This window comes from Kluyvera sp. CHPC 1.2972 (assembly GCF_036759925.1).
In the GTDB taxonomy this organism is placed as follows: domain Bacteria; phylum Pseudomonadota; class Gammaproteobacteria; order Enterobacterales; family Enterobacteriaceae; genus Kluyvera.
In genome coordinates this window covers 22,058-47,703 of the sequence record NZ_JAPKIB010000017.1, presented here as the reverse complement: position 1 = coordinate 47,703, position 25,646 = coordinate 22,058, and the positions used below count along the sequence as shown (strand labels likewise).

The following is a 25,646-nucleotide window of genomic DNA, read 5'->3' as shown; positions in this document are numbered from 1 at the left end:
GTTCGAATCCTCTCTCGCCGACCAATTTTGAACCCCGCTTCGGCGGGGTTTTTTGTTTTCTATCTGTCCTCTACTTTCTTCGTTCTCCCTCATTGCGCTTTTGTTTTACCCACCGCTACAGATTAATCCCGTTGTGAAACAAAGGGGATGTTATCAGTAACCGACTGTGACATAATGCGCCGCGTAGATGCTCATTCCACCTCTTATGCTCGCCTTTGGCCTCATAAACTCGGGAATGACGCAGAGCCGTTTACGGTGCTTATCGTCCACTGACAGATGTCGCTTTTGCCTCATCAGACACCATGGACATTACGTTGAGTGAAGCACCCATTATGTTGTCGAATTAAACCTGTTTAACGCCTGCTCCCAAAAGGAGCGGGCGTTTTTTTATGCCCAGTAGTAGCCCGGCCAAGCGCAGCGCCGCACAGCAGCCAAAAAAAAGGGGCCATTCGGCCCCTTAACAAATGCTCCACCTTACGCGGGCGGGTTATTCTGCAGCGTCAGCATCAAACCATCTCGGCGCATTGCCGCTGCTTCTTCCGGCTGCTTCAGACGATCAAGCGTATCGGCAAGCCACGCGTAGTCAAACGCGTCCGGACGCTGCTTCAGCGCGGCGCGGAACGCCAGGCTCGCTTCCTGCCACTCGCCGTGCTTCATCAGCGACTGACCCAGCGTACTCCACAACAGCGGGCGATCGCCTACCGTTTTGATCTGCTGGCGGAGCAGTTTTTCCATCTGCTCTGGGTTATTGGTGTGCAGGCGCGGGATCAGCATCACCAGACGATCGTCATACTGACGCTTCAGCCCATCGATAATGATCTGCTGCGCGGTGTCATGATCGTCACATTCAATCAGGTGATCGGCCATGGCGACCTGCAGGGCGACCTGATGGCGGGTTTTGCGGCTCTGGTTTTTCCACCAGTTACGCAGCCCCTCGCTGCCCTGATCGGCACGAGCCTGATCCATCAGACCAATCCACGCCTGCTGTTCCAGTGCAGCACGGTGCGCGTCGTCGCCGACGTGGGCTTTTGCCATGGAGGGGATGATATCCAGCAGCGAGCTCCAGGCTCCGGTCTGAATATAGGCCTGCTCTGCCAGACGCAGCACTTCCGGGTGGCGCGGCGCCACTTCCAGCAGCTTATCAATACCGTGGCGTGCCGCGTGATTCTCGTGGCGGGCCAACTGCAGGCGAACGCGGGTGATTTCGACCGGAATCAGGTCGTTGCCCGCGTTTTCAGCGGCGCGCTGAAGGTGCTGATTGGCGCGCGCTTCGTCACCACGCTGCTGCGCCGCTTCGGCCGCCAGCAGGTAGTTCACCACCGGTTGCTCGGCGTGATCGGCATTTTTCGACATCAGCTTCTCAACCTGCTGATAGTCGCCTTCCGCCAGCTTCAGCAGCGCCTGCTCTGTCTGCTTACGCGCACGGCGACGCTTGCGTCCAACGAACCAGCCGCGCGTGTGGGCGCTGGTGCGGAAGATCCGGCGCAGAATCCACTCCAGGGCGAACAGCACCACCATTATCAGGATCATGATAATGACTAAGCCGGTGACGCTGGTTTCAATGTTGTAGTTGTCGGTCTGGATAAGCACATAGCCTTGATGGCCCGCAATCATCGGGCCGACCACCACGCCGGCAATCAGCAGTGCAAAGAGTAAGAGAACTTTTAGCATCGGTTACTCTCCTTGTGCTGGGGCAGGTGCTGGCGCTGGCTGCACGGGGGCCACCGCGACAGGCTCTGCGGACGTGACGGCAGGCTGCGCCATCAGGTTACGCACGCGGGTTTGCATCAGCTTTTCCAGAATCGGCTGGCTTTGCAGCGTTTCCGGGATGTCCATGGAAATGCTCTGCTGGCTGAGCTTGTCTATCTCATCGAGGAACGTTTTTGTGGCGGCGTCGTCGGTGTCGTAGTAAGCGCGTACCCAGGTTGAAACGTTATCCAGCGCCTGCTTGAAGGTTTCATCCTGATGGCGTGGAATCGCCTGAGAGGCGGCAAGCAGTTGGGCGCGGATATTCTCCCGCAGGTAGATATCCTGGTTTGGCGCCAGCAGCGGAACGGCAGTTTCATCGCGACGACGAATGGTAATAAAGCTATCCATAAAGTTCTGCCAGCTTTTCTGCAGATTCACACGCCATTCGCCGAGCGAGGCCGACAGCTCGCTGTCATCGTTATCCATCGGCGAATCGTCGGTGTTGTTGTCTGCCAGACGCAGGTTATCCACCTGATTGGCGAGCTGATTAACCTTGAGGATGATGCCGTCGTAGTCCACCTGAGAGACGGCGGAGAGGCTGGCAATATCTTCGGTAATGGCGCGACGCGCGGCGATTAAGCTTGGGTCGTTCATATCCGCCAGGCTCGCGTCGGCGCTTTTCAGCAGCGCGGCAGCGGTGGTGACGTCCTGATCGCTCCACAGCTTGCGTCCAGCCAGCTTCACAAGGAAGTCAGATTGGGCCAACAGCCAGGTTTTCGAGTCGGTACCTGAAATAGCTGCTACTTTTTGCTGCATTTCATCCAGCTGTTTAGCCATTTCCGCCCGCTGGGTTTTGGCTTCCTGCAGTTGGTCGGCCTGCTGTTTAAGCGTGGTTTCCAGCGCCTCTTTTTGTGCGTCCTGCGTTTTTTGCAGGGCGATAAGCTGATTGGCGAGGGTGTCGCTGGTCTGGGTCTGATTGACGGCCTGCTGTTTGCCCCAGCCGTACAGGCCAATGCCTGCCGCTAGCGCAATGGCGATAGCAACGGCGCTGAGCGCCAGACTGGTTTTCCCGCCGTTATTTTTCTTCTCAGCATTTTCCGGCTTACGAGCGTCGGGCTGCGGTGAGGTTTTCACCGCATCTTCGGACTCTTCAACCACGGCGGAGTTTTCTTTTTGTTCCGTCATTATGGCTTCCAATTTTGAGAGTTATTGTAGTGCGCGCAGCAGCGCATCGTTGTCTGCGCCATCGGCAACCTGAATATCCTGCCAGCCCAACTCCTGGGCCAGTTTTGCAATACGCTCACTCACCACCAGTAGCCGACAGGTGAGCAGCCAGCGCTCCCGGTACCAGAGGGGAATCAGCGTCCAGAGTTGTTGCAGCATTTCGCCGCTGGTCACCACGAGGGTGCTGACCTCTCGCGACTGCCAGCGCATGGCCTCTTCGGCGCCGTCATAGTGGATAGCGCTGCGCTGATAGCATTCGCACAGGGTGACATCGGCACCGCGGGCGCTCAGCGTTTCGGCCAGCAGTTCACGCCCGCCGTTGCCGCGCAGAATCAGCGCCTTCTTTCCCGCAATAGTTTGCAATTCAGGTAATTGTAGCAACACTTCGCTGATTTCCCGATCTAATGGATAGCGAACATCGAGGCCGCTCGCCTGATGCAGCGCCAGCGCCGTGGTACGGCCAATCGCAAAATAACGGGGAGAAGTGGGCCAGCTAACGCGCTGCTGCTGAAGCTGCGCGTGGGCGAAGCTGACCGCGTGTTGCGACAGAACAAACGCTAAATCGCCTTCGCGCAGTGCGCCAAGCGCCGGTGCCAGTGCGTTCAGCTCGCGTCCGGGCGTAAATTCTATCAGCGGGAAATTCCAGGCTACTCGCCCCAGCGCGCGCAAACGGCTGACTAACTCTTCACCTTGCGGGGAGGGGCGGGTAACCAGAATGGTCATACGGCGGCATCTCCGTCGTAAACGGCGGCAAGGATTGCCCGCGCGCCGTTGTCCAGCAGTTCATCGGCAAGCTCAATGCCCATGCGCTCGGCATCTTCCGGCTTGCCGCGGCGTTCACCGCACACCATCTCACTGCCGTCCGGCGCGCCAACCAGCGCGCGCAGCCACAGTTCGCCGTCGTTCAGCTCAGCGTAGCTGCCGATAGGCACCTGGCAGCCACCCTCCAGGCGCGTGTTCATGGCGCGCTCGGCGCGAACGCGAATGGCGGTGTCGTCGTGGTTTAATGGTGCGAGCAGGGCGCGGGTCTGTTCATCGTCCAGACGGCACTCAATACCGACGGCACCCTGGCCGACCGCCGGGAGCGACTCTTCCGGCGACATTGGCTGGCGAATACGGTCATTCAGCTCAAGGCGTTTTAGCCCCGCGACCGCCAGAATAATGGCATCGTAGTCACCGTTGTCGAGCTTGCTCAGACGCGTGCCGACGTTGCCGCGCAGCGAGCGGATCACCAGATCTGGACGGCGTTTGGCCAACTGGCACTGGCGGCGCAGGCTGGAGGTGCCGACGATGCTACCTGCCGGGAGATCGTCCATGCAGGCATAATGATTAGAGACGAAGGCATCGCGCGGGTCGTCACGTTCGCAGATGGTCACCAGTCCAAGCCCTTCCGGGAATTCTACCGGGACATCTTTCATCGAGTGGACGGCGATATCCGCACGATTTTCAAGCAACGCAAGCTCAAGCTCTTTGACGAAAAGCCCTTTACCGCCCACTTTGGCCAGCGGCGTATCGAGGATGATGTCCCCTCGCGTGACCATCGGCACGAGCGTCACCGTAAGCCCTGGATGGCAGGCCATCAGGCGTTCTTGTACATAGTGCGCTTGCCAGAGAGCGAGCGGACTTTGGCGTGTGGCAATTCTCAAAACTTTGTCTAACATGCTTGTTACCGTCGTTATCGTCCATTGACCATCCTAACATTGTTGCCCTAATGATGTTAGTTTTCACGGTCTTCGTAAAAATTCTTGCTGGGAATTAAGGGGTATGCACGAAGCGTGCCTTGAGAGTCAGTAAAGGTAAGCATAAACGGGGTTGTGTTTACCGTTCATTACTGGCACTGTCTTGATCGTATGCCGGGGTTTACAGCAGCATTCAATGCTACACTTGTTGTAGTGCAACATTCTTTACGGTCAACCGGCAAGGTGTTAAATTGATCACGTTTTAAACCATTTTTTGTCCGAAATTCGATAATCACAACGGCGGACACAAAACGGTAACGGTTCTTCTTGTTGAAATATTAAAGCCTCCGTACCGCTCTGACAGGATACGTCGAGGTTTTGAACATCAGGCGATATGTCTTGTACCTCTATATTGAGACGCTGAAACAGAGACTGGATGCCATCAACCAACTGCGTGTCGATCGCGCGCTTGCAGCCATGGGGCCTGCTTTCCAGCAGGTTTACAGTCTACTGCCGACATTATTACATTATCATCATCCGCTGATGCCGGGTTACCTCGACGGTAACGTTCCCAAGGGCATTTGCCTCTACACGCCTGATGAAACCCAACGCCACTATCTTGACGAGCTCGAGCTGCATCGCGGTATGCCGCCGCAGACCTCTGCAAAAGGTGAACTGCCGATTACCGGCGTCTACTCGATGGGGAGTACCTCATCGGTAGGTCAAAGCTGCTCTTCCGACCTGGATATCTGGGTCTGCCACCAGTCGTGGCTCGATAATGATGAACGTCAATTGTTACAGCGTAAATGCAGCCTGCTGGAAAGCTGGGCGGCATCGCTGGGCGTTGAAGTCAGCTTCTTCCTGATCGACGAAAACCGCTTCCGTCATAATGAAAGCGGCAGCCTCGGCGGCGAAGACTGTGGTTCAACGCAGCACATTTTACTGCTCGACGAATTTTACCGCACGGCGGTCCGCCTGGCGGGCAAACGTATTCTGTGGAATATGGTGCCATGCGAAGAAGAAGATCATTACGACGACTACGTGATGACCCTTTACGCCCAGGGTGTCCTGACGCCGAACGAATGGCTCGACCTCGGTGGATTGAGCTCGCTCTCCGCCGAAGAGTACTTCGGTGCCAGCCTGTGGCAGCTCTATAAGAGCATCGACTCACCGTATAAAGCGGTGCTGAAAACCCTGCTGTTGGAAGCCTATTCCTGGGAATACCCGAATACGCACCTGCTGGCGAAAGACATTAAACAGCGCCTGCACGACGGCGAGATCGTCTCCTTCGGTCTCGATGCCTACTGCATGATGCTGGAGCGCGTGACCGAGTACCTGAAGGCGATTGAAGATGAAACTCGCCTCGACCTCGTGCGCCGCTGCTTCTATCTGAAGGTGTGCGAAAAGCTCAGCCGTGAACGCGCCTGCGTTGGCTGGCGTCGTGAAGTGGTCGGCCAACTGGTGAAAGAGTGGGGCTGGAGCGAAGAGCGTCTGGCGATGCTCGATAACCGCGCCAACTGGAAAATCGATCAGGTGCGTGAAGCGCACAACGAACTGCTCGACGCGATGATGCAGAGTTACCGTAACCTGATTCGCTTCGCGCGTCGTAACAACCTGAGCGTTTCCGCCAGCCCGCAGGATATCGGCGTGCTGACGCGTAAGCTGTACGCCGCGTTTGAAGCGCTGCCGGGTAAAGTGACGCTGGTGAACCCGCAGATCTCCCCGGACCTGTCCGAACCGAATCTGACCTTTATCTATGTTCCGCCGGGACGCGCCAACCGTACGGGATGGTATCTCTACAACCGCGCGCCGAACATGGAATCCATCGTCAGCCATCAGCCGCTGGAATATAACCGCTATCTGAATAAGCTGGTGGCCTGGGCCTGGTTTAACGGCCTGCTGACCTCACGTACGCGCCTGTTTATCAAGGGCAACGGCATTGTCGATCTGGCAAAACTACAGGAGATGGTTGCTGACGTGTCGCACCACTTCCCGCTGCGTCTGCCTGCGCCAACGCCGAAAGCGCTCTACAGTCCGTGCGAAATTCGCCATCTGGCGATTATTGTTAACCTCGAATATGACCCGACGGCGGCTTTCCGCAATCAGGTGGTGCATTTCGATTTCCGCAAGCTTGATACCTTCAGCTTCGGCGAAGATCAGAAATGCCTGGTCGGCAGCGTCGACCTGTTGTACCGCAACTCGTGGAACGAAGTACGTACGCTGCACTTCAACGGCGAGCAGGCGATGATCGAAGCGCTGAAAACCATCCTCGGTAAAATGCACCAGGATGCCGCGCCGCCGGACAGCGTTGAAGTGTTCTGTTATAGCCAACACCTGCGTGGTTTAATCCGTACTCGCGTACAGCAACTGGTGTCCGAGTGCATCGAACTGCGCCTTTCCAGCACCCGTCAGGAAACCGGGCGCTTTAAAGCGCTGCGCGTCTCCGGGCAGACCTGGGGCCTGTTCTTTGAGCGTCTGAACGTGTCGGTGCAGAAACTGGAAAACGCCATTGAGTTCTACGGCGCCATTTCGCATAACAAGCTGCACGGGCTTTCCGTTCAGGTTGAGACTAACCATGTTGAGCTACCGCAGGTGGTCGATGGTTTTGCTAGCGAAGGGATTATCCAGTTCTTCTTCGAAGAGTCGGGCGAAGATCAGGGCTTTAATATCTATATTCTCGACGAGAGTAACCGCGCAGAGGTGTATCACCACTGCGAAGGCAGTAAAGAAGAGCTAGTGCGTGACGTCAGCCGCTTCTACTCATCGTCGCACGATCGCTTCACCTACGGCTCAAGCTTTATCAACTTCAACCTGCCGCAGTTCTACCAGATTGTGAAGGTTGATGGGCGTGCTCAGGTGATCCCGTTCCGCAGCCAGGCCATCGTGCCGCCGCCGTCCAATCAGGACAATAACAACGCGCCGTTGTTGCAGCAGTATTTCTCTTAAAACCCCGGCGTCGCTGCGCTCGGCCGGGCTACCGTTATGATCTGTAGCCCGGACGAGGCGTTTACGCCGACTCCGGGATTGTGCAAAGCGCTTAGCGGAAGCTAACCTCTTCACCCGCCTGCTGCGTCGCCGCCTGCTCAAGTAGATCCCAGAAGGTTTCGCCGCTGCGGTCGCAAATCCACTCATCACCCTTCAGGTCAAAATGGTAGCCGCCCTGTTTGGTCGCCAACCACACCTGGTGCAATGGCTCCTGACGGTTAATAATAATTTTGCTACCGTTTTCAAAACTGATGGTCAGCACGCCGCCGTTGATCTCGCAGTCGATATCGCTGTCGCCGTCCCAGTCGTCCAGACGCTCTTCGATGGTCAGCCACAGGGTATCGGCGAGGCGATGAAATTCACTGTCGTTCATTGTTGTTTCCCGTTATTTAGTGATGGCGGCAGTATAGCGTGAAACAAATCACGTTGCAGTCAGGTGCTTAACGCTTGCTTTTGCGCCTTCTCCTGCGATGATAGAAAATAGAAAGCATTGAACTACAGGCATCTTAAGAATGAATAAGATTTTTCGACCGCTGGCAGTGTTACTTGCATTATCTAGCCTTGCAGGCTGCGGCCTGAAGGGCCCGCTCTATTTTCCTCCGGCTGATAAAACGGCAGCTCCGCCGACGCAACCCGTCACTCCTCCGATTCAGAGCAGTTCTCCGGATCGTAACGACCGTGGTGATAACGGCGGCCCGACGCAGGTTAATTACTAATATTACCGTTCTGTTCCGCGCAACTGGAGTAGATGATGCAGTTCTCTAAAATGCATGGCCTCGGCAACGATTTCATGGTCGTCGACGCGGTAACGCAGAATGTCTTTTTCTCGCCCGAGCTTATCCGCCGACTGGCGGACAGGCATCTTGGCGTGGGTTTCGATCAACTGCTGGTCGTGGAACCGCCTTACGACCCCGATCTGGATTTTCACTACCGCATTTTCAATGCCGACGGCAGCGAAGTTTCCCAGTGCGGTAACGGTGCTCGCTGTTTCGCCCGCTTTGTGCGCCTGAAAGGGCTGACCAACAAGCGCGATATCCGCGTGAGCACCGCCAATGGCCGCATGGTCTTAAGCGTGACCGACGACGAGCTGGTTCGCGTGAATATGGGCGAGCCGAACTTCGAACCGTCTCAGGTGCCATTCCGCGCTAACAAAGCGGAAAAGACCTATATCATGCGCGCGTCTGAGCAGACAGTATTGTGCGGCGTGGTCTCCATGGGGAACCCACACTGCGTGATTCAGGTCGATGATGTCGACACCGCCGCGGTAGAAACGCTTGGCCCGGTGATGGAAAGTCATGAACGTTTTCCAGAACGCGCTAACATTGGTTTTATGCAGGTAGTGAAGCGGGACCACATCCGTCTGCGCGTTTACGAACGCGGAGCGGGTGAAACTCAGGCCTGCGGCAGCGGTGCATGTGCAGCGGTTGCCGTCGGCATCCAGCAGGGTTTGCTGGCGGAAGAGGTGCGAGTGGAACTGCCGGGCGGGCGACTTGATATCGCCTGGAAAGGCCCGGGCCAACCGTTGTTTATGACTGGCCCGGCGGCACATGTCTATGACGGATTTATTCACTTATGAAACACGTCGGGGAAGAACAGCAGGACGCTCTCACCACGCTGAATGATGGCGCGGTCGTGGATTATCTGTTGCAACATCCTGAATTCTTTATTCGTAATGCCGCAGTGGTTGAGCAAATGCGCGTCCCGCACCCGGTGCGGGGCATGGTCTCTCTGGTGGAGTGGCACATGGCGCGTTCGCGCAACTACATTGCCATGCTGGAAGAGAACATGAGCCAACTGATGGAACAGGCAACGGCGAACGAAAGCCTGTTTTACCGCCTGCTGCATCTGCAAAACCGGCTGGCCTGCGCAGAAAGTCTGGACGACCTCCTGCTGCGCTTCCATCGCTGGGCGCGTGAGTTGGGGCTGGCGGGCGCATCGCTGCGGCTGTTCTCTGACCGCTGGCGTCTCGGTGCACCTTCCAGGCATACCGATCTGGTGCTTTCCCGTCAGGCCTTTGAGCCGCTGCGCATTCAGCGCTTAGGTCAGGCCAACCACTATCTTGGCCCCCTTAACGGCCCTGAACTGTTGCTGGTACTTCCTGAGGCGAAAGCCGTAGGATCGGTGGCGATGTCGATGATGGGCAGCGACGGCGATTTAGGCGTGATCCTCTTTAGCAGCCGCGACCCGCACCACTATCAGCCGGGGCAGGGCACACAGCTGCTGCAGGAAATCGCCCTGATGCTGCCGGGCTTACTGGAACGCTGGATAGAGCGCGTATGACCGGCACCGGGCTAGGGCTAGCCGTTACCCGCTTTCTGCGCTATCTGGGCGTAGAACGCCAGCTTAGCCCCATAACGCTCCTCAACTATCAGCGTCAGCTTGATGCCATTATTGAACTGGTCGAAGGGATGGGCCTGCAGAATTGGCAACAATGTGATGCTGCGATGGTGCGCAGCGTGGCGACCCGCAGCCGCCGCAAAGGGCTGGGTGCCGCCAGTCTGGCGCTACGTCTGTCGGCGCTGCGCAGCTTCTTTGACTGGATGGTGGGTCAGGGCGAGCTGCCGGCTAACCCGGCAAAAGGTATCGCCGCGCCGAAAGCGCCGCGCCATCTGCCAAAAAATATCGACGTTGATGACGTTAACCGTCTGCTGGATATCGATCTCAATGACCCGCTGGCGGTGCGCGATCGCGCCATGCTGGAGGTGATGTACGGCGCGGGTTTACGTCTTTCTGAACTGGTGAATCTGGATATTAAACATCTGGATCTCGATACCGGCGAAGTGTGGGTGATGGGGAAAGGCAGCAAAGAGCGACGCCTGCCGATTGGACGTAACGCTGTGGCGTGGATTGAGCACTGGCTCGACCTGCGCGGGCTGTTCGGCAGCGACGAGGATGCGCTGTTTCTCTCGAAGCTCGGTAAACGGATTTCGGCGCGTAATGTGCAAAAGCGCTTTGCCGAATGGGGTATCAAGCAGGGGCTGAATAGCCACGTGAACCCTCACAAGCTGCGCCACTCGTTTGCTACCCATATGCTCGAGTCGAGCGGTGACCTGCGCGGCGTGCAGGAGCTGCTGGGCCACGCCAACTTGTCCACCACCCAAATCTATACCCACCTTGATTTTCAACACCTTGCCTCGGTGTACGATGCGGCGCATCCGCGCGCCAAACGGGAGAAATAATGCGTTTTTATCGGCCGTTGGGCGCTATCGCTGCGCTGACGTTTGACCTTGATGACACCCTTTATGATAACCGCCCGGTGATTGACCGGACGATGCAGGAGTCGCTGGCCTTTGTGCGCGGCTACCATCCGGCGCTGGCGAACTTCGATGCCCGTACGCTGCAGCAGTGGCGCGACGAACTGTTAAAGACGGAGCCAGAAATCTACCACGACGTCACCGAGTGGCGCTGGCGCGCGCTGGAGTCCGGTATGCGTCAGCTTGGGCTGACGGTTCAGGAAGCCAAAGCCGGTGCCGATGCAGCGATGGCGAATTTCGCCCAGTGGCGTAGCCGGATTGACGTACCGCAGGAAACCCATGATACGCTGGCGAAACTGGGCCAAAAATGGCCGCTGGTGGCGATCACCAACGGTAATGCCCAGCCGGAACTGTTCGGCCTGAGCGACTACTTCCAGTTTGTACTGCGCGCCGGCCCGGACGGGCGCTCGAAGCCGTTTGCCGATATGTACCATCTGGCGGCAGACAAGCTCAACGCGCCGCTCGGTGAGATTCTGCATGTGGGCGATGACCTGACCACCGACGTGGCAGGCGCGATTCGCTGCGGTATGCAGGCCTGCTGGATCAAACCGGAAAATGCCGACCTGATGCAAACCGCAGACAGCCGTTTGTTGCCGCATGTCGAGATTTCCCGGTTGGCATCTCTGACCTCGCTGATATAATCGTCAACATCTCTGTATAAATTCCCAGTGTATTTCTGGGACTCTTTTTTTTTCCGGCGGTGCCAATGGACGTTTCTTACCTGCTCGACAGCCTCAACGATAAACAGCGCGAAGCCGTCGCGGCGGAGCGGACCAATATGCTGGTGCTCGCCGGGGCAGGCAGCGGCAAAACGCGCGTGCTGGTGCACCGCATTGCCTGGCTGCAAAGCGTCGAAAACTGCTCGCCGTACTCCATCATGGCGGTCACCTTTACCAACAAAGCGGCGGCGGAGATGCGTCACCGCATTGCTGAGTTGATGGGAACGTCTCAGGGCGGCATGTGGGTCGGGACCTTCCACGGGCTGGCGCACCGTCTGCTGCGCGCCCACCATCTGGACGCCAATCTGCCGCAGGATTTCCAGATCCTCGATAGCGAAGACCAGCTGCGCTTGCTGAAGCGCCTGATCAAGGCGATGAACCTCGACGAGAAACAATGGCCGCCGCGCCAGGCAATGTGGTTTATCAATAGCCAGAAAGATGAAGGGCTGCGCCCTCACCATCTGCAAAGCTACGGTAACCCGGTTGAGCAGACCTGGCAGAAGGTCTATCAGGCCTACCAGGAAGCGTGTGACCGCGCGGGGCTGGTGGACTTCGCCGAGCTGCTGCTGCGCGCCCATGAGCTGTGGCTCAACAAACCGCATATCCTGCAGCACTATCGCGAACGTTTTACCAATATCCTGGTGGACGAATTCCAGGATACCAACAACATTCAGTACGCCTGGATCCGCCTGCTGGCGGGTGACACCGGCAAGGTGATGATCGTGGGCGATGACGACCAGTCGATCTACGGCTGGCGCGGGGCGCAGGTGGAGAACATCCAGCGCTTCCTCAACGATTTCCCCGGTGCAGAAACCATTCGTCTGGAGCAGAACTACCGTTCAACCAGCAATATCCTCAGCGCCGCGAACGCCCTGATTGAAAACAACAACGGGCGTCTGGGCAAAAAGCTGTGGACCGATGGCGCCGACGGCGAACCGATTTCACTCTACTGCGCGTTTAACGAACTCGATGAAGCGCGCTTCGTGGTGAACCGCATTAAAACCTGGCAGGACAACGGCGGCGCGCTGACGCAATGTGCCATCCTCTATCGCAGCAACGCCCAATCGCGCGTGCTGGAAGAGGCGCTGCTGCAGGCCAGCATGCCGTACCGTATCTATGGCGGTATGCGATTCTTCGAACGTCAGGAAATCAAAGACGCACTCTCCTATCTGCGCCTTATTGCTAACCGCAACGATGATGCCGCGTTCGAGCGCGTGGTGAATACGCCAACCCGCGGCATCGGCGATCGTACGCTGGACGTGGTGCGTCAGACCTCGCGTGACCGCCAGTTGACGCTGTGGCAGGCCTGCCGCGAGCTGCTGCAGGAGAAAGCCCTTGCCGGTCGTGCAGCGAGCGCCTTACAGCGCTTTATGGAGCTGATTGACGCGCTGGCGCAGGAAACGGCCGATATGCCGCTGCACGTTCAGACCGACCGCGTAGTGAAAGACTCCGGCCTGCGCATGATGTACGAGCAGGAAAAAGGCGAGAAGGGCCAGACGCGAATTGAGAACTTAGACGAACTGGTCACGGCTACGCGCCAGTTCAGCTACAACGAAGAAGATGAAGATTTAATGCCGCTGCAGGCGTTTCTCTCCCATGCGGCGCTGGAAGCCGGGGAAGGCCAGGCGGATACCTGGCAGGACGCGGTGCAGTTGATGACCCTACACTCGGCGAAAGGCCTGGAGTTCCCGCAGGTGTTTATCGTTGGCATGGAAGAGGGGATGTTCCCAAGCCAGATGTCGCTGGATGAAGGCGGGCGTCTGGAAGAAGAGCGCCGTCTGGCCTACGTCGGCGTCACCCGCGCCATGCAAAAACTGACGCTGACCTACGCCGAAACCCGCCGCCTGTACGGCAAAGAGGTTTACCATCGCCCGTCGCGCTTTATCGGCGAGCTGCCGGAAGCCTGTGTGGAAGAGGTTCGTCTGCGCGCGACGGTCAGCCGCCCGGTGAGCCATCAGCGGATGGGCACGCCAATGGCGGAGAACGATACCGGCTATAAACTTGGCCAGCGGGTACGCCATGCGAAGTTTGGTGAAGGCACCATCGTCAACCTGGAAGGCAGCGGTGAACATAGCCGACTGCAGGTCGCTTTCCAGGGGCAAGGAATTAAATGGCTGGTGGCCGCTTACGCTAGGTTAGAAAACGTATAACATTCAGAAAAACATAACATTTTTGTCACCTTCTGCTAGCCTTAATAAAGAGAAGGTAATTAATCTAACTTAGCGTTTCGTTGCGTGTTGACGGCGTTTTTTTGCTGGCGTAACATGCGCGCACGATTACGCTAAGAGGACAAAGCCTTGGACACACCCAGTAGATGCTGGCTCACCTTCCTGTCATTCAGGAACAACTCCTAAGGCTATCCTCTTATGCTGATAGCCTTAGCGGTTGTCAGCGACTCGTATTTCCCGTCGCATTGAGTCAGGCTGTTTAATGGTCTGAAACCCCTGTAGTTTCTGTGTGCCCACCGGCTGTCCGATAATTTTTTGCATTGGGAGTCCCGGTCATGCTGAGCGCATTTCAACTGGAAAACAATCGTTTAACGCGTCTTGAGGCGGATGAGATCGATCATCTTGCCAGCTCGGTTTGGGTGGATTTAGTCGAGCCAGATGACGACGAACGAAACCGTGTGCAAAAGGATTTGGGCCAGAACCTGGCCACGCGCCCTGAACTGGAAGACATCGAAGCATCCGCACGTTTTTTTGAAGACGAAGACGGCCTGCACATTCACTCCTTCTTCTTTTATGAAGATGCGGACGATCACGCAGGTAACTCCACCGTCGCATTCACCATCCGCGAAGGGCGTTTGTTCACCCTGCGTGAGCGTGAGCTGCCGGCATTTCGCCTCTACCGCATGCGTGCGCGTAACCAGGCGATGGCGGATGGTAACGCCTACGAGCTGCTGCTCGACCTGTTCGAAACCAAGATCGAACAGCTGGCGGACGAAATCGAAAACATCTATAGCGACCTCGAAAAGCTAAGCCGCGTCATTATGGAAGGCCATCAGGGCGATGAGTACGACGAAGCGCTCTCGACGCTGGCGGAACTGGAAGATATCGGCTGGAAAGTTCGCCTGTGTCTGATGGATACCCAGCGCGCGCTGAACTTCCTCGTGCGTAAGGCGCGTCTGCCGGCAGGCCAGCTGGAGCAGGCACGGGAGATTCTGCGAGATATCGAATCCCTGTTGCCGCACAACGAATCGCTGTTCCAGAAGGTGAACTTCCTGATGCAGGCGGCGATGGGCTTTATCAACATCGAGCAGAACCGCATCATCAAGATCTTCTCGGTGGTTTCCGTGGTCTTCCTGCCGCCGACGCTGGTGGCCTCCAGCTACGGGATGAACTTTGAGTTTATGCCGGAGCTGAAGTGGAGCTTTGGTTACCCTGGGGCGATTGTCTTTATGATTCTGGCAGGGCTTGCGCCGTACCTGTACTTTAAGCGCAAGAACTGGCTGTAATAGCCGTGCCGGATGGCGCTTCGCCATCCGGCAATCCTCTAGTTCCGACGCGCCCGTCTTTGCGTATACACCGCATCCATCACGAATATCGCCAACGCCACCCAGATAAAGGCAAAGGTCACCATCTTATCTGCGCCCGGCACCTCACCGTAGAACGTCACCGCCAGCAGGAACATCAGCGTCGGGCCGATGTACTGGAAGAAGCCCAGCGTCGACAGACGCAGGCGGGTCGCCGCCCCGGTAAAGCACAGCAATGGGATAGTGGTTACCACGCCTGCGGCAATCAGCAGCAGGTTCAGCGACCACGGGTTTTGACCCATATGGCTGGTGGCGCTATCGGCGATGCCGAACAGATAAATCGCCGCTACCGGCAGCAGCCAGAGCGTCTCGAACAGCATGCCGGTCTGGGCATCGACGGCAATTTTCTTACGCACCAGGCCATAGAAGGCGAAGCTGAACGCCAGCCCCAGGCCAATGATCGGCAGTGAACCGAAGGTCCAGAGCTGGACCAGCACGCCGCAAATCGCCAGCGCGACGGCAACCCATTGCATGCGGCGGAAACGCTCGCCGAGGAAAATCATCCCCAGCAAAATATTCACCAGTGGGTTAATAAAGTAGCCGAGGCTTGCCTCCAGCATATGGTGGTTATTGACCGACCAGATAAACAGCAGCCAGTTACCGCCAATCAGCACCGCCGATAGTGCCAGCAGGAAGACTTTCTTTGGCGTCTTCAGCAGCGTTTTAACCTGCGGCCATTGGCGGCTAAAGCTAATCAGCGCCACCATAAAGAAAAACGACCAGATAACGCGGTGGGTCAGGATCTCATCGGCAGGAACGTAGTAAATCAGCTTGAAGTAGGCTGGAGCGATGCCCCAGATGAAATAGGCGGCAAGGGCCAGAAGCACGCCCTGTCGCGTTTGTTTGGGATCCATGTGAAACATCCATTTCGAAAAAGTAACGCAATTTTACGCGATTCTGGCGGTTATCCCACCATATAAGTCGCCGTGGCGCTGGCGATATGCGTTTTCTCTTCGTTGTGCAGCTCAACGCGGGCAACGGCAACCTTATTGCCTGCGCGCAGCAGCGTGCTGGTGGCGGTAAAACGCGATCCACGTCCTGGACGAAGATAGTCGACGCGCAGGTCGATGGTGCCCATCTTTGACAAGCGCTGGCGCAGCTCATCTTCATTGATGGTGTCATGACGTGCCAGCGTACTGCCCACGCAGACCAGGCCTGCCGCGACATCCAGCGCTGAGGCGATCACTCCACCGTGCAGAATGCTTTGCGCCCAGTTGCCCACCATCATCGGCTGGTTGTTAAAACTCAGCTGTGCGAACGCCTTTTCGTAGACATCCAGCTCCAGATTCAGGGCCCGGTTGAACGGCATATGGTAGACAAAGATTTCGCCAACCAGCTTGAGTGCGGCTTCCGCGGTGAGTTCTGCAGACATAGTGACCTTACATTTCATTGTTAATAAAATGTTGATTTTATGCCGATTGAATGTTGATTTCTACTTTCAGAAAGGTTTGATGAGCAAGAACAGCGTAAACAGGTAGAATACGTGTCAATTTGTTATCCATTATTTATATATATCTCAGGGGAAGTTGACTGATGCGGATCTCACTCAGTGGGTTACTGGCGCTGCTGCTGCCTGTCGCGGCGTTGGCGCAAGAAGCGACAATTAAAGAGGTGCACGATGCACCGGCAGTACGCGGCAGTATTATCGCCAACCTTCTACAGGAGCATGATAACCCGTTCACGCTCTACCCCTATGAAAGCAACTACCTGCTTTACACCTGGACCAGCGACCTCAATAAAGAGGCGATTCGTTCCTACGACTGGGCCGAGAATGCGCGCAAAGATGAGGTGAAATTCCAGCTTAGCCTGGCCTTCCCGCTGTGGCGCGGCATTTTGGGGGATAACTCGGTACTTGCCGCCTCGTACACCCAGCGTTCCTGGTGGCAGCTCTCCAACAGCGATGAGTCTTCGCCGTTCCGCGAGACCAACTATGAGCCGCAGCTTTTCCTTGGTTTTGCTACCGATTATCGCTTCGCGGGTTGGACGCTTCGCGATATTGAGATGGGCTATAACCATGATTCCAACGGTCGCTCTGACCCCACCTCCCGCAGTTGGAACCGTCTTTATACACGTCTGATGGCGCAAAACGGCAACTGGTTGGTTGAGGTGAAGCCCTGGTATGTGATTGGCGATACCGACGATAACCCGGATATCACCAAATATATGGGCTATTACCGGCTGAAAATCGGCTACCAACTGGGTGACGCGGTGCTCAGTGCGCAGGGGCAATACAACTGGAATACCGGCTACGGCGGCGCGGAACTGGGTGTGAGCTATCCGGTCACTAAGCACGTTCGCCTCTATACTCAGGTATACAGCGGATATGGCGAATCGCTTATCGACTATAACTTTAACCAGACTCGCGTTGGGGTCGGGGTCATGCTTAACGACCTGTTTTAAGAGCAATTCCTGCGGTTTGTTGCGAGCATGGCCGAAGGAATTCGTCTAAAACGTTGCAGTTTGGCACGCAGGCGCTGAAAATAGCGCCTGTTTTTATTTAACGGTAATGGGGTCAATGTGGCACAGGCGGAAGTTTTAAATCAGGAATCGCTGGCTAAGCAGGTTTTGCAAGAGACCTTTGGCTACCAGCAGTTCCGCCCTGGCCAGGAAACCATTATCGACACCGTGCTGGAAGGGCGCGACTGCCTGGTCGTGATGCCTACCGGCGGCGGTAAGTCGCTGTGTTATCAAATTCCTGCGCTGGTGCTTAACGGCCTGACGGTGGTGGTTTCACCGCTGATCTCGCTGATGAAGGACCAGGTCGATCAGCTGCTGGCGAACGGCGTGGCGGCGGCTTGTATCAACTCCACCCAAACCCGTGAACAGCAGCAAGAGGTGATGGCTGGCTGCCGTACCGGGCAGATTCGCCTGCTCTATATCGCCCCGGAACGCCTGATGCTGGACAACTTCCTTGAGCATCTGGCGCACTGGAATCCGGCGATGCTGGCGGTGGATGAGGCGCACTGTATCTCGCAGTGGGGGCATGATTTCCGCCCGGAATACGCGGCCCTTGGCCAGCTGCGTCAGCGCTTCCCCGCGCTGCCGTTTATGGCGCTTACCGCTACCGCCGATGACACTACCCGTAGCGACATTGTGCGCCTGCTGGGGCTGAACGACCCGCTGATTCAAATCAGCAGCTTCGACCGCCCGAATATCCGCTACATGCTGATGGAGAAGTTTAAACCGCTCGATCAGCTGATGCGCTACGTGCAGGAGCAGCGGGGAAAATCCGGCATTATTTACTGCAATAGCCGCGCGAAAGTAGAAGACACCGCGGCTCGCCTGCAAAGCCGCGGCATCAGCGCGGCGGCGTATCATGCCGGGCTGGAAAACACCGTGCGCGCCGACGTGCAGGAAAAATTCCAGCGCGACGACCTGCAAATCGTGGTGGCCACCGTGGCCTTCGGGATGGGTATCAACAAGCCCAACGTCCGTTTCGTGGTGCACTTCGACATCCCTCGCAATATTGAATCCTACTATCAGGAAACTGGCCGCGCCGGGCGCGATGGTCTACCGGCGGAAGCGATGCTGTTTTACGACCCGGCCGATATGGCGTGGCTGCGTCGCTGCCTGGAAGACAAGCCAGAGGGCATGCTGCTGGATATCGAGCGGCATAAGCTCAACGCGATGGGGGCGTTTGCCGAAGCGCAGACCTGTCGTCGCCTTGTGCTGCTCAATTACTTTGGCGAGGGCCGTCAGGAGCCGTGCGGCAACTGCGATATCTGCCTCGACCCACCGAAGCAGTACGATGGCGTGCAGGACGCGCAGATTGCGCTCTCTACCATTGGCCGGGTTAATCAGCGCTTTGGGATGGGCTACGTCGTCGAGGTCATTCGCGGTGCCAACAGTCAGCGTATTCGCGAGTTCGGCCACGATAAGCTCAAGGTTTACGGCATGGGCCGCGACAAAAGTCATGAACACTGGGTCAGCGTCATTCGTCAGTTGATCCACCTGGGCTTTGTCACCCAGAACATTGCCCAACACTCGGCGCTCCAGCTTACCGACGCTTCCCGTCCGGTGCTGCGCGGCGAAGTGCCGCTGCAGCTTGCGGTGCCGCGTATTGTGGCGCTGAAGCCGCGCGTGATGCAGAAAGCGGCGGTGGGTAACTACGACAAGCAGCTGTTTGCGAAGCTACGTAAGCTGCGTAAAGCCATTGCCGATGAAGAAAATATCCCGCCTTACGTCGTCTTTAACGACGCGACGCTGATTGAAATGGCAGAACAGATGCCTATCTCCCCAAGCGATATGCTCAGCGTCAACGGCGTGGGCACGCGCAAACTCGAACGCTTTGGTCGTGAATTCCTGGCGCTGATTCGCGCTCACGTCGACGGAGATGATGAGGAGTAGTCAGTTTGCGGAAAAAGTGTCAGGATAGTTACTCACTGTACTATTTTCCGCGAATTTATCGCCTCGTTTGGTAGGTCTATCATGATTACGCTGTTTCTGACCGTCGCGCTGGTGCACATCATTGCCTTAATGAGCCCGGGCCCGGACTTCTTTTTTGTCTCCCAGACTGCCGTGAGCCGCTCGCGCAAAGAAGCGATGATGGGCGTGCTGGGGATCACCTGTGGCGTGATGGTCTGGGCTGGCGTTGCGCTGCTCGGTCTGCACCTGATTATCGAAAAAATGGCCTGGCTGCACACCATTATTATGGTCGGCGGTGGTCTGTACCTGTGCTGGATGGGCTACCAGATGCTGCGTGGAGCGCTGAAGAAAGAGAAAGCCGATTCAGCCGAAGAGCCGCAGGTTGAACTGGCTCAGGGCGGGCGCAGCTTTATGAAGGGCCTGCTGACTAACCTCGCCAACCCGAAAGCGATTATCTACTTTGGTTCAGTGTTCTCGTTGTTCGTCGGCGATAACGTTGGCGCGGGTGAACGCTGGGGGATCTTCCTGCTGATTATCCTCGAAACGCTGGCCTGGTTTACCGTGGTGGCGAGCCTGTTTGCGCTACCCGCGATGCGTCGCGGCTACCAGCGCGCAGCGAAGTGGATTGACGGCGTAGCGGGCACGCTGTTCGCGGGTTTCGGCATTCACCTGATTATTTCGCGCTAAGTGATCGGCCCACTCGATAGCGTTATCGAGTGGGCTATGCGGCGTTTAGTGGTGGAGTTGCTGGAGTTCATCGTGAGAAAGCCCGGTGATCTCAGTGATAATGTTGCTATCGATGCCCCTTTCCAGCATGGCTTTAGCAATATCCTGTGTTGCGGCAAGTTTACCTTCCTGAATCCCTTCTTTACGTAGTTGTTCTGCCATGGTCATAAACTTTTCTCCATGCTGCGGCACGCGCTGTGCCAGTCCATATAATAGTTTTTGAACATCCTGGGTTTGTCCTGCTTGTATCAAATAGTTTACCAGCACGGTTATTTGTTGTCCGCTCATGTGTCCCAGAATGAACAAACTGGCTAGCTTGTCTTGTAGCAACGCGATATCCCGCTGCCGGATATGTTTCTGCACCAGAGTCAGCGCCGCCATGCTGCGGTGTTGCATGATCTCGTCATCGGGGATAACCGTGATATCCACCAGCGGGAAGGGCGAGGTGTAGAGCTGGCGAGCGGCTATGGGATCGCTGAACGCATCCAGCCAGCTTAGCGACCAAGGATAAGGACTGCGCTTGCCGTGATAAAACAGGATGGGGATCACCAACGGCAAGGTTTTATAGCCTGCTTCGAGATGGCGCTGCATGGCGGCAACGGCGTAACGCAGTAGCCTGAAGGCCATATGTTTATCCGGCGTGCTCTGGTGTTCGATAAGGACGTGGATATAGCCGCGCCCAGTGGTGGTCTGCAGCGAATAGATGACATCACTGTAGTAGGGGCGTTGACAGTCTTCAATAAAACTCCCCGATTCCAGCCGTAGCGTCTCCAGTTTGCAGAGTTGGAGAAGCTGAGTGGGCAGGTGGAGGCTAATAAAATCCCGCGCCGTATCGGCGCAGGAGAGAAAGGTTTTAAACACCGCGTCATGCGGCGTGGCTGTCTCCGCCATCGTTTATCATCCGTGAATGAAAAGTCTGGTGGCATTCTGGCACTCAGGCTTTTTGTGGTGTAGCGGTTATTCCAGGCTTCTTTCCGGGATGCGTCGCCGCTCGCGCGATTTTGTCAGTTAGCGGCTCCCACGACAAAAATTTGCGTGCCGCATTCAGGCATGGCGCGCCGACGCCAGCAGCGCTCCTACCAGCATAAACAGCGAGCCGAACACTTTATTCAACGCCTTCATCTGCTTCGGCCCTTTAATCCACGCCGAGATCCGCTGCGCCAACGTAGCGTAGCCAATCATCACGATGATATCGACGACGATAGTCGTTATCCCAAGAACCAGATACTGCATAACCTGTGGCTGATGCGGCACGATAAACTGCGGGAATAGCGCCGCGAGGAATACGATGCTCTTCGGGTTGGTCAGGTTAACGAACACCGCGCGCTGGAACAGCTTGCCGCGACTTTGCGTTTTCGCCAACGTTTTCAGGTCAATGGAGCCTGCGGCACGCCACTGCTGAATGCCAAGCCAGATAAGGTACGCCGCCCCCGCCCACTTCAGCACCTCAAAGGCCAGCAAGGATCGCGAGAAGAGCGTTCCGAGACCTACGCCAACCAGCACGATGTGAATCGCCAGGCCGGTTTGCAGCCCGGCAATTGATGCCGCGGCGCCGCGATAGCCGTGGTTAATGGAGGTGGTCATGGTATTGATCGCCCCTGAGCCCGGCGAAAGGCTAAGAATTATGGATGTGAGCAGGTAGGCGAACCACCATTCGAAGGTCATGAGAAACTCCCTGATTGTCTGTTTTTATGCCACAATACGCTATTGTCCTGGCGTTGTGTCAGGCGTCACAAAAAAATGATTTTCAGCGGTTAGCAGGGGTGGAAGCCCGATGTTTCAACAGCAAAAGGATTGGAATACAAGAGAAAACGCGTTTGCTGCCTTTACAACCGGCCCGCTGATGGATTTCTGGCGAGGTCGGAAGGAAGCGGAGTTTATCGGCGTTGACGGCATTCCGGTAAGGTTCGTTCGGTTCAGTTCACCGGCGCACGACAGCGTGATCGTGGTCTGCCCTGGGAGAATTGAGAGCTACGTGAAGTATGCCGAGCTGGCGTACGACCTGTTCCATAGCGGCTTTGATGTGTTGATTATCGACCATCGCGGTCAGGGGCGTTCCGGGCGCATGTTGTCCGATACCCATCGCGGTCACGTGGCGAAATTCAGCGACTATGTCGACGATCTTGCGGCCTTCTGGCAGCAGCAGGTGTTGCCGGGGCACTGGCGGCGGCGGTTTATCCTCGCGCATTCTATGGGCGGGGCTATCGCGACGCAGTTTTTGCAGCGTAACCCGCAAGGCTGTGATGCCATCGCGCTTTGCGCGCCGATGTTCGGGATTATTATGCGCCTGCCGGAATGGGTAGTAAGGCCACTTCTCGACTGGGCTGAGGGCCATCAGCGTCTTCGGGAAGGGTATGCAATGGGAACAGGCCGATGGCACGCGCTGCCGTTTGGCATTAATGTATTGACCCATAGTCGCGAACGCTATCGGCGTAACGTCCGTTTTTATGCCGATGAGCCCCGGCTACGCGTGGGAGGCCCCACGTATCACTGGGTCAGAGAGGGTATTCTAGCAGGGGAGCAAATCCTCGCCGGTGCCGCAAAAGAGACGTTCCCCGTTCTGCTGATTCAGGCAGAGGAGGAGCGCGTCGTTGATAATCGCATGCACGATCGTTATTGCGAAATCCGCGCCGAAGCGGGCCACCCTTGTGATGGCGGTAAGCCGCTTGTCATACAGGGCGCCTATCATGAGATCCTTTTTGAAAAGGACGCTATGCGCTCAGTCGCACTCACTGCCATCGTCGATTTTTTCCGTCGACATTGTTAATTCGGCGCCAGCGGCGCACTGTTTAGAGGTTAAATTCGAATATGTACCAGGTTGTTGCGTCTGACTTAGATGGCACCTTACTCTCCCCCGACCACCACTTAACGCCGTACGCGAAAGAGACGCTGAAGCTGCTCACCGAGCGCGGCTTGAACTTCGTCTTTGCGACCGGTCGTCATTACATCGACGTAGGCCAGATTCGCGATAATCTGGGGATCAAATCCTACATGATCACCTCCAACGGCGCGCGCGTGCACGATGCCGATGGGAAACAGGTTTTCGCCCATAACCTCGATCGTGATATCGCCGCCGATCTCTTCGGCATCGTGAATGACAACCCGGATATCGTCACCAACGTATACCGTGAAGACGAATGGTTTATGAACCGTCACCGCCCGGAAGAGATGCGCTTCTTCAAGGAAGCGGTATTTAACTACACCTTGTATGAGCCGGGTATGCTGGAGCCGGAAGGGGTCAGCAAGGTGTTCTTCACCTGCAACGATCACGAAACGCTGCTGCCTTTGGAACAGGCGATTAACGCGCGCTGGGGCGATCGTGTCAACGTTAGCTTCTCCACGCTCACCTGTCTGGAAGTGATGGCGGGCGGCGTGTCGAAAGGCCATGCGCTGGAAGCGGTGGCGAAAGCGATGAGCTATACCCTGAAAGATTGCATCGCGTTTGGTGATGGGATGAATGACGCTGAAATGCTGTCGATGGCAGGTAAAGGCTGCATCATGGCAGGGGCGCACCAGCGTCTGAAAGATCTGCATCCGGAGCTTGAAGTGATCGGCTCGAACGCCGATGACGCAGTCCCGCACTTCCTGCGCGACATGTATCTGCGTTAATTATCAACAACTGGCTATTTGGTGGTCAGTTGTCAACCGATAACTCCGCTACAATGAATGCTCATCTTCCTATGAGACATTCATTGTGGCGCTCCTGATTATTACCACGATTCTGTGGGCTTTCTCCTTTAGCTTTTACGGCGAGTACCTTGCTGGACACGTCGACAGCTACTTTGCGGTGCTGGTGCGAGTGGGCCTGGCGGCGCTGGTCTTCCTGCCGTTTCTTCGCACCCGTGGGCACAGTCTGAAAACCGTTGGCCTGTACATGCTGGTGGGCGCAATGCAGCTTGGCATCATGTATATGCTGAGCTTCCATGCCTATCTCTACCTGACCGTCTCCGAGCTGCTGCTGTTTACCGTCCTCACGCCGCTCTACATCACGCTGATTTACGACCTGATGAGCGGACGCCGCCTGCGCTGGAGCTACGCGTTTAGCGCGCTGCTGGCGGTGATTGGCGCAGGGATTATTCGCTACGACCATATCACCAACCATTTCTGGACGGGGCTTATTCTGGTGCAGCTCTCCAATATCGTCTTTGCCATCGGCATGGTGGGCTATAAGCGCCTGATGGAGACAAGGCCAATGCCGCAGCATAACGCTTTTGCCTGGTTCTATCTCGGGGCGTTTCTGGTCGCGACGGTGGCCTGGATGCTGCTGGGTAACGCGCAGAAAATGCCGCAGACTCTGCCGCAGTGGGGGATTCTGGTATTTCTTGGCGTGGTGGCTTCGGGGATTGGCTACTTTATGTGGAACTACGGCGCCACGCAGGTGGATGCGGGCACCTTAGGCATTATGAACAATATGCATGTGCCCGCAGGGCTGCTGGTGAACCTGGCAATCTGGCATCAACAGCCCCACTGGCCGAGCTTCCTTACAGGGGCTGCGGTGATACTGGCCTCACTGTGGGTGCATCGCCATTGGGTCGCTCCGCGTTCTTCACGAACGGCAGATGATCGCAAGCGTGATTCCGCGCTGAGCGAATAAACGCATCCATCACCGGCTGACGCTGCTCGCCATCGCGCACGGCAGCGTACAGTCGGCTCCACAATCCTTCGCCTAGGGTTTTGGTCACAATCAGACCCTGGCGCTCAAAACTCTCCACCACCCAGTGCGGCAGAGCGGCAATGCCCATCCGCGCGGCGACCATCTGTACCAGCAGCAGCGTGTTATCAACGCTTTTCAACTGTGGGCTTACGCCAGCAGGCTGCAGGAAATGACGCCAGACATCAAGGCGCTGGCGCTGCACCGGATAAATCAACAACGTTTCTGCCGCCAAATCTTCTGGCGTGATGCGTGCTTTGGTCGCCAGCGGGTGATCCGGTGACAGTACCAGGCGCACTTCAAAATCAAACATCGGTGAGTAGTGCAGGCCGCTGCGCGGCAGGATGTCTGAGGTAAGCACCAGATCCAACTCGCCTTGCTGTAGTGCAGGCTGCGGGTCAAAGGTGACGCCGGATTTAAAGTCCATCTCAACCTGCGGCCACTGCTTGCGGAAATTCTCTAGTGCAGGCGTCAGCCACTGAATACAGCTATGGCATTCGATAGCGATACGCAGTGTGGCCTGCTGTGGTTCATGACAGGCCTGCAGCGCCTGAGTGATTTGCGGCAGCACCTGGTTTGCCAGCTGCAGCAAAATCTCCCCCTGCGGGGTAAAGCGCAGCGGCTGGCTTTTACGTACGAATAGCCGGAAGCCAAGGCGCTGTTCCAGATCGCTGAACTGGTGAGACAGGGCGGATTGGGTCTGGTGCAGCGTCGCCGCGGCGGCCGCCAGAGAACCACTGTTCCGCAACGCCTGGAGCGTTTTCAGATGTTTAATTTCGATCATGAAAGTCCTTCACTTCGGCATGAACAATTTGCGCTTGA

The 25,646-nt window shown here is 56.6% G+C and carries 25 protein-coding genes and 1 tRNA gene (1 of these 26 cut by a window edge); 16 read left to right on the top strand and 10 right to left on the bottom strand.

Annotated elements, in window-relative coordinates:
- A tRNA-Pro gene (locus V6944_RS19885) sits at nt 1-24 on the top strand; it begins 153 nt to the left of the window's first position.
- 450 nt (nt 25-474) lie between these two features.
- Here the strand turns inward: V6944_RS19885 and hemY are convergent.
- Genes hemY through hemC form a run of 4 tightly spaced genes read right to left on the bottom strand, consistent with a single transcriptional unit; the run spans nt 475 to nt 4,574 of the window.
- On the bottom strand, nt 475-1,671 hold the full coding sequence (hemY, locus tag V6944_RS19880) for a protoheme IX biogenesis protein HemY (RefSeq protein ID WP_333500201.1): 1,197 nt from the start codon (nt 1,669-1,671) through the stop codon (nt 475-477).
- A 3-nt stretch (nt 1,672-1,674) separates the two neighbouring features.
- A complete protein-coding gene (hemX, locus tag V6944_RS19875; RefSeq protein ID WP_333500200.1) occupies nt 1,675-2,874 on the bottom strand; it encodes a uroporphyrinogen-III C-methyltransferase in 1,200 nt (399 codons plus the stop codon).
- Nucleotides 2,875-2,895: 21 nt separating this feature from the next.
- Nucleotides 2,896-3,636, bottom strand: a complete 741-nt coding sequence (gene hemD, locus V6944_RS19870; RefSeq protein ID WP_333500199.1) for a uroporphyrinogen-III synthase — start codon at nt 3,634-3,636, stop codon at nt 2,896-2,898.
- The gene (gene hemC, locus V6944_RS19865; RefSeq protein WP_185669771.1) at nt 3,633-4,574 is read right to left on the bottom strand and encodes a hydroxymethylbilane synthase; all 942 of its coding nucleotides are present in this window, start codon (nt 4,572-4,574) and stop codon (nt 3,633-3,635) included. Before hemC ends, hemD begins: the two co-directional genes overlap by 4 nt.
- Before the next feature lie 417 nt (nt 4,575-4,991).
- Here hemC and cyaA point away from each other — a divergent pair, with 417 nt between their 5' ends.
- Complete coding sequence (gene cyaA / locus V6944_RS19860; protein ID WP_333500198.1) at nt 4,992-7,538, top strand: class I adenylate cyclase; 2,547 nt, start codon at nt 4,992-4,994, stop codon at nt 7,536-7,538.
- A 91-nt stretch (nt 7,539-7,629) separates the two neighbouring features.
- Here cyaA and cyaY read toward each other — a convergent pair whose 3' ends face one another.
- Complete coding sequence (gene cyaY / locus V6944_RS19855) at nt 7,630-7,950, bottom strand: iron donor protein CyaY (protein WP_035896460.1); 321 nt, start codon at nt 7,948-7,950, stop codon at nt 7,630-7,632.
- Nucleotides 7,951-8,089: 139 nt separating this feature from the next.
- Between cyaY and lptM the strand changes: the two genes are divergently transcribed.
- From lptM to corA, 8 genes are all read left to right on the top strand, one after another.
- Nucleotides 8,090-8,293, top strand: coding sequence for an LPS translocon maturation chaperone LptM (lptM, locus tag V6944_RS19850; protein WP_185669769.1), 204 nt, complete (start codon nt 8,090-8,092; stop codon nt 8,291-8,293).
- A gap of 35 nt (nt 8,294-8,328) precedes the next feature.
- The gene (gene dapF / locus V6944_RS19845) at nt 8,329-9,153 is read left to right on the top strand and encodes a diaminopimelate epimerase (RefSeq protein ID WP_185669777.1); all 825 of its coding nucleotides are present in this window, start codon (nt 8,329-8,331) and stop codon (nt 9,151-9,153) included.
- Nucleotides 9,150-9,857 carry a DUF484 domain-containing protein gene (locus V6944_RS19840; RefSeq protein WP_185669768.1) on the top strand — a complete coding sequence of 236 codons (708 nt, stop codon included), beginning with the start codon at nt 9,150-9,152 and terminating at the stop codon, nt 9,855-9,857. Before dapF ends, V6944_RS19840 begins: the two co-directional genes overlap by 4 nt.
- The gene (gene xerC, locus V6944_RS19835) at nt 9,854-10,756 is read left to right on the top strand and encodes a tyrosine recombinase XerC (protein ID WP_333500197.1); all 903 of its coding nucleotides are present in this window, start codon (nt 9,854-9,856) and stop codon (nt 10,754-10,756) included. The genes V6944_RS19840 and xerC overlap by 4 nt, the downstream gene beginning before the upstream one ends.
- Complete coding sequence (gene yigB, locus V6944_RS19830) at nt 10,756-11,472, top strand: 5-amino-6-(5-phospho-D-ribitylamino)uracil phosphatase YigB (protein WP_333500196.1); 717 nt, start codon at nt 10,756-10,758, stop codon at nt 11,470-11,472. Before xerC ends, yigB begins: the two co-directional genes overlap by 1 nt.
- A gap of 65 nt (nt 11,473-11,537) precedes the next feature.
- Nucleotides 11,538-13,700, top strand: a complete 2,163-nt coding sequence (gene uvrD / locus V6944_RS19825) for a DNA helicase II (RefSeq protein WP_185669765.1) — start codon at nt 11,538-11,540, stop codon at nt 13,698-13,700.
- A gap of 147 nt (nt 13,701-13,847) precedes the next feature.
- Complete coding sequence (gene ysgD / locus V6944_RS23360; RefSeq protein ID WP_368301982.1) at nt 13,848-13,904, top strand: YsgD/CorL family protein; 57 nt, start codon at nt 13,848-13,850, stop codon at nt 13,902-13,904.
- 149 nt (nt 13,905-14,053) lie between these two features.
- Nucleotides 14,054-15,004 (top strand): magnesium/cobalt transporter CorA, encoded by a 951-nt coding sequence (corA, locus tag V6944_RS19820; RefSeq protein WP_333500195.1) that lies wholly within the window; start codon nt 14,054-14,056, stop codon nt 15,002-15,004.
- Between the two features lie 38 nt (nt 15,005-15,042).
- Here corA and rarD read toward each other — a convergent pair whose 3' ends face one another.
- Nucleotides 15,043-15,936 (bottom strand): EamA family transporter RarD, encoded by an 894-nt coding sequence (gene rarD / locus V6944_RS19815; RefSeq protein WP_333500194.1) that lies wholly within the window; start codon nt 15,934-15,936, stop codon nt 15,043-15,045.
- A 50-nt stretch (nt 15,937-15,986) separates the two neighbouring features.
- On the bottom strand, nt 15,987-16,454 hold the full coding sequence (gene yigI, locus V6944_RS19810; protein WP_220439443.1) for an acyl-CoA thioesterase YigI: 468 nt from the start codon (nt 16,452-16,454) through the stop codon (nt 15,987-15,989).
- A gap of 161 nt (nt 16,455-16,615) precedes the next feature.
- Between yigI and pldA the strand changes: the two genes are divergently transcribed.
- From pldA to rhtC, 3 genes are all read left to right on the top strand, one after another.
- Nucleotides 16,616-17,482 carry a phospholipase A gene (gene pldA, locus V6944_RS19805; protein WP_333497221.1) on the top strand — a complete coding sequence of 289 codons (867 nt, stop codon included), beginning with the start codon at nt 16,616-16,618 and terminating at the stop codon, nt 17,480-17,482.
- A 117-nt stretch (nt 17,483-17,599) separates the two neighbouring features.
- Nucleotides 17,600-19,429, top strand: a complete 1,830-nt coding sequence (recQ, locus tag V6944_RS19800) for an ATP-dependent DNA helicase RecQ (RefSeq protein ID WP_333500193.1) — start codon at nt 17,600-17,602, stop codon at nt 19,427-19,429.
- 81 nt (nt 19,430-19,510) lie between these two features.
- Nucleotides 19,511-20,134: a threonine export protein RhtC gene (gene rhtC / locus V6944_RS19795; protein ID WP_333500192.1), complete on the top strand. Its 624-nt coding sequence runs from the start codon at nt 19,511-19,513 to the stop codon at nt 20,132-20,134.
- A 45-nt stretch (nt 20,135-20,179) separates the two neighbouring features.
- Here rhtC and V6944_RS19790 read toward each other — a convergent pair whose 3' ends face one another.
- Nucleotides 20,180-21,064 (bottom strand): Rpn family recombination-promoting nuclease/putative transposase, encoded by an 885-nt coding sequence (locus V6944_RS19790; protein WP_333500191.1) that lies wholly within the window; start codon nt 21,062-21,064, stop codon nt 20,180-20,182.
- 153 nt (nt 21,065-21,217) lie between these two features.
- Nucleotides 21,218-21,838 carry a homoserine/homoserine lactone efflux protein gene (rhtB, locus tag V6944_RS19785; protein WP_220439439.1) on the bottom strand — a complete coding sequence of 207 codons (621 nt, stop codon included), beginning with the start codon at nt 21,836-21,838 and terminating at the stop codon, nt 21,218-21,220.
- A 109-nt stretch (nt 21,839-21,947) separates the two neighbouring features.
- On the opposite strand from rhtB, the gene pldB reads away from it, so the two are divergent.
- From pldB to V6944_RS19770, 3 genes are all read left to right on the top strand, one after another.
- Entirely contained in the window at nt 21,948-22,940 is a 993-nt protein-coding gene (gene pldB, locus V6944_RS19780; protein ID WP_333500190.1) for a lysophospholipase L2, read from the top strand.
- Between the two features lie 41 nt (nt 22,941-22,981).
- Entirely contained in the window at nt 22,982-23,782 is an 801-nt protein-coding gene (yigL, locus tag V6944_RS19775) for a sugar/pyridoxal phosphate phosphatase YigL (RefSeq protein ID WP_333500189.1), read from the top strand.
- A gap of 85 nt (nt 23,783-23,867) precedes the next feature.
- Entirely contained in the window at nt 23,868-24,767 is a 900-nt protein-coding gene (locus tag V6944_RS19770; RefSeq protein ID WP_185669755.1) for a carboxylate/amino acid/amine transporter, read from the top strand.
- On the opposite strand, the gene metR is transcribed toward V6944_RS19770, so the two are convergent.
- Complete coding sequence (gene metR, locus V6944_RS19765; RefSeq protein WP_333013117.1) at nt 24,655-25,608, bottom strand: HTH-type transcriptional regulator MetR; 954 nt, start codon at nt 25,606-25,608, stop codon at nt 24,655-24,657. The genes V6944_RS19770 and metR overlap by 113 nt on opposite strands.
- Between the last annotated feature and the right edge of the window lie 38 nt (nt 25,609-25,646).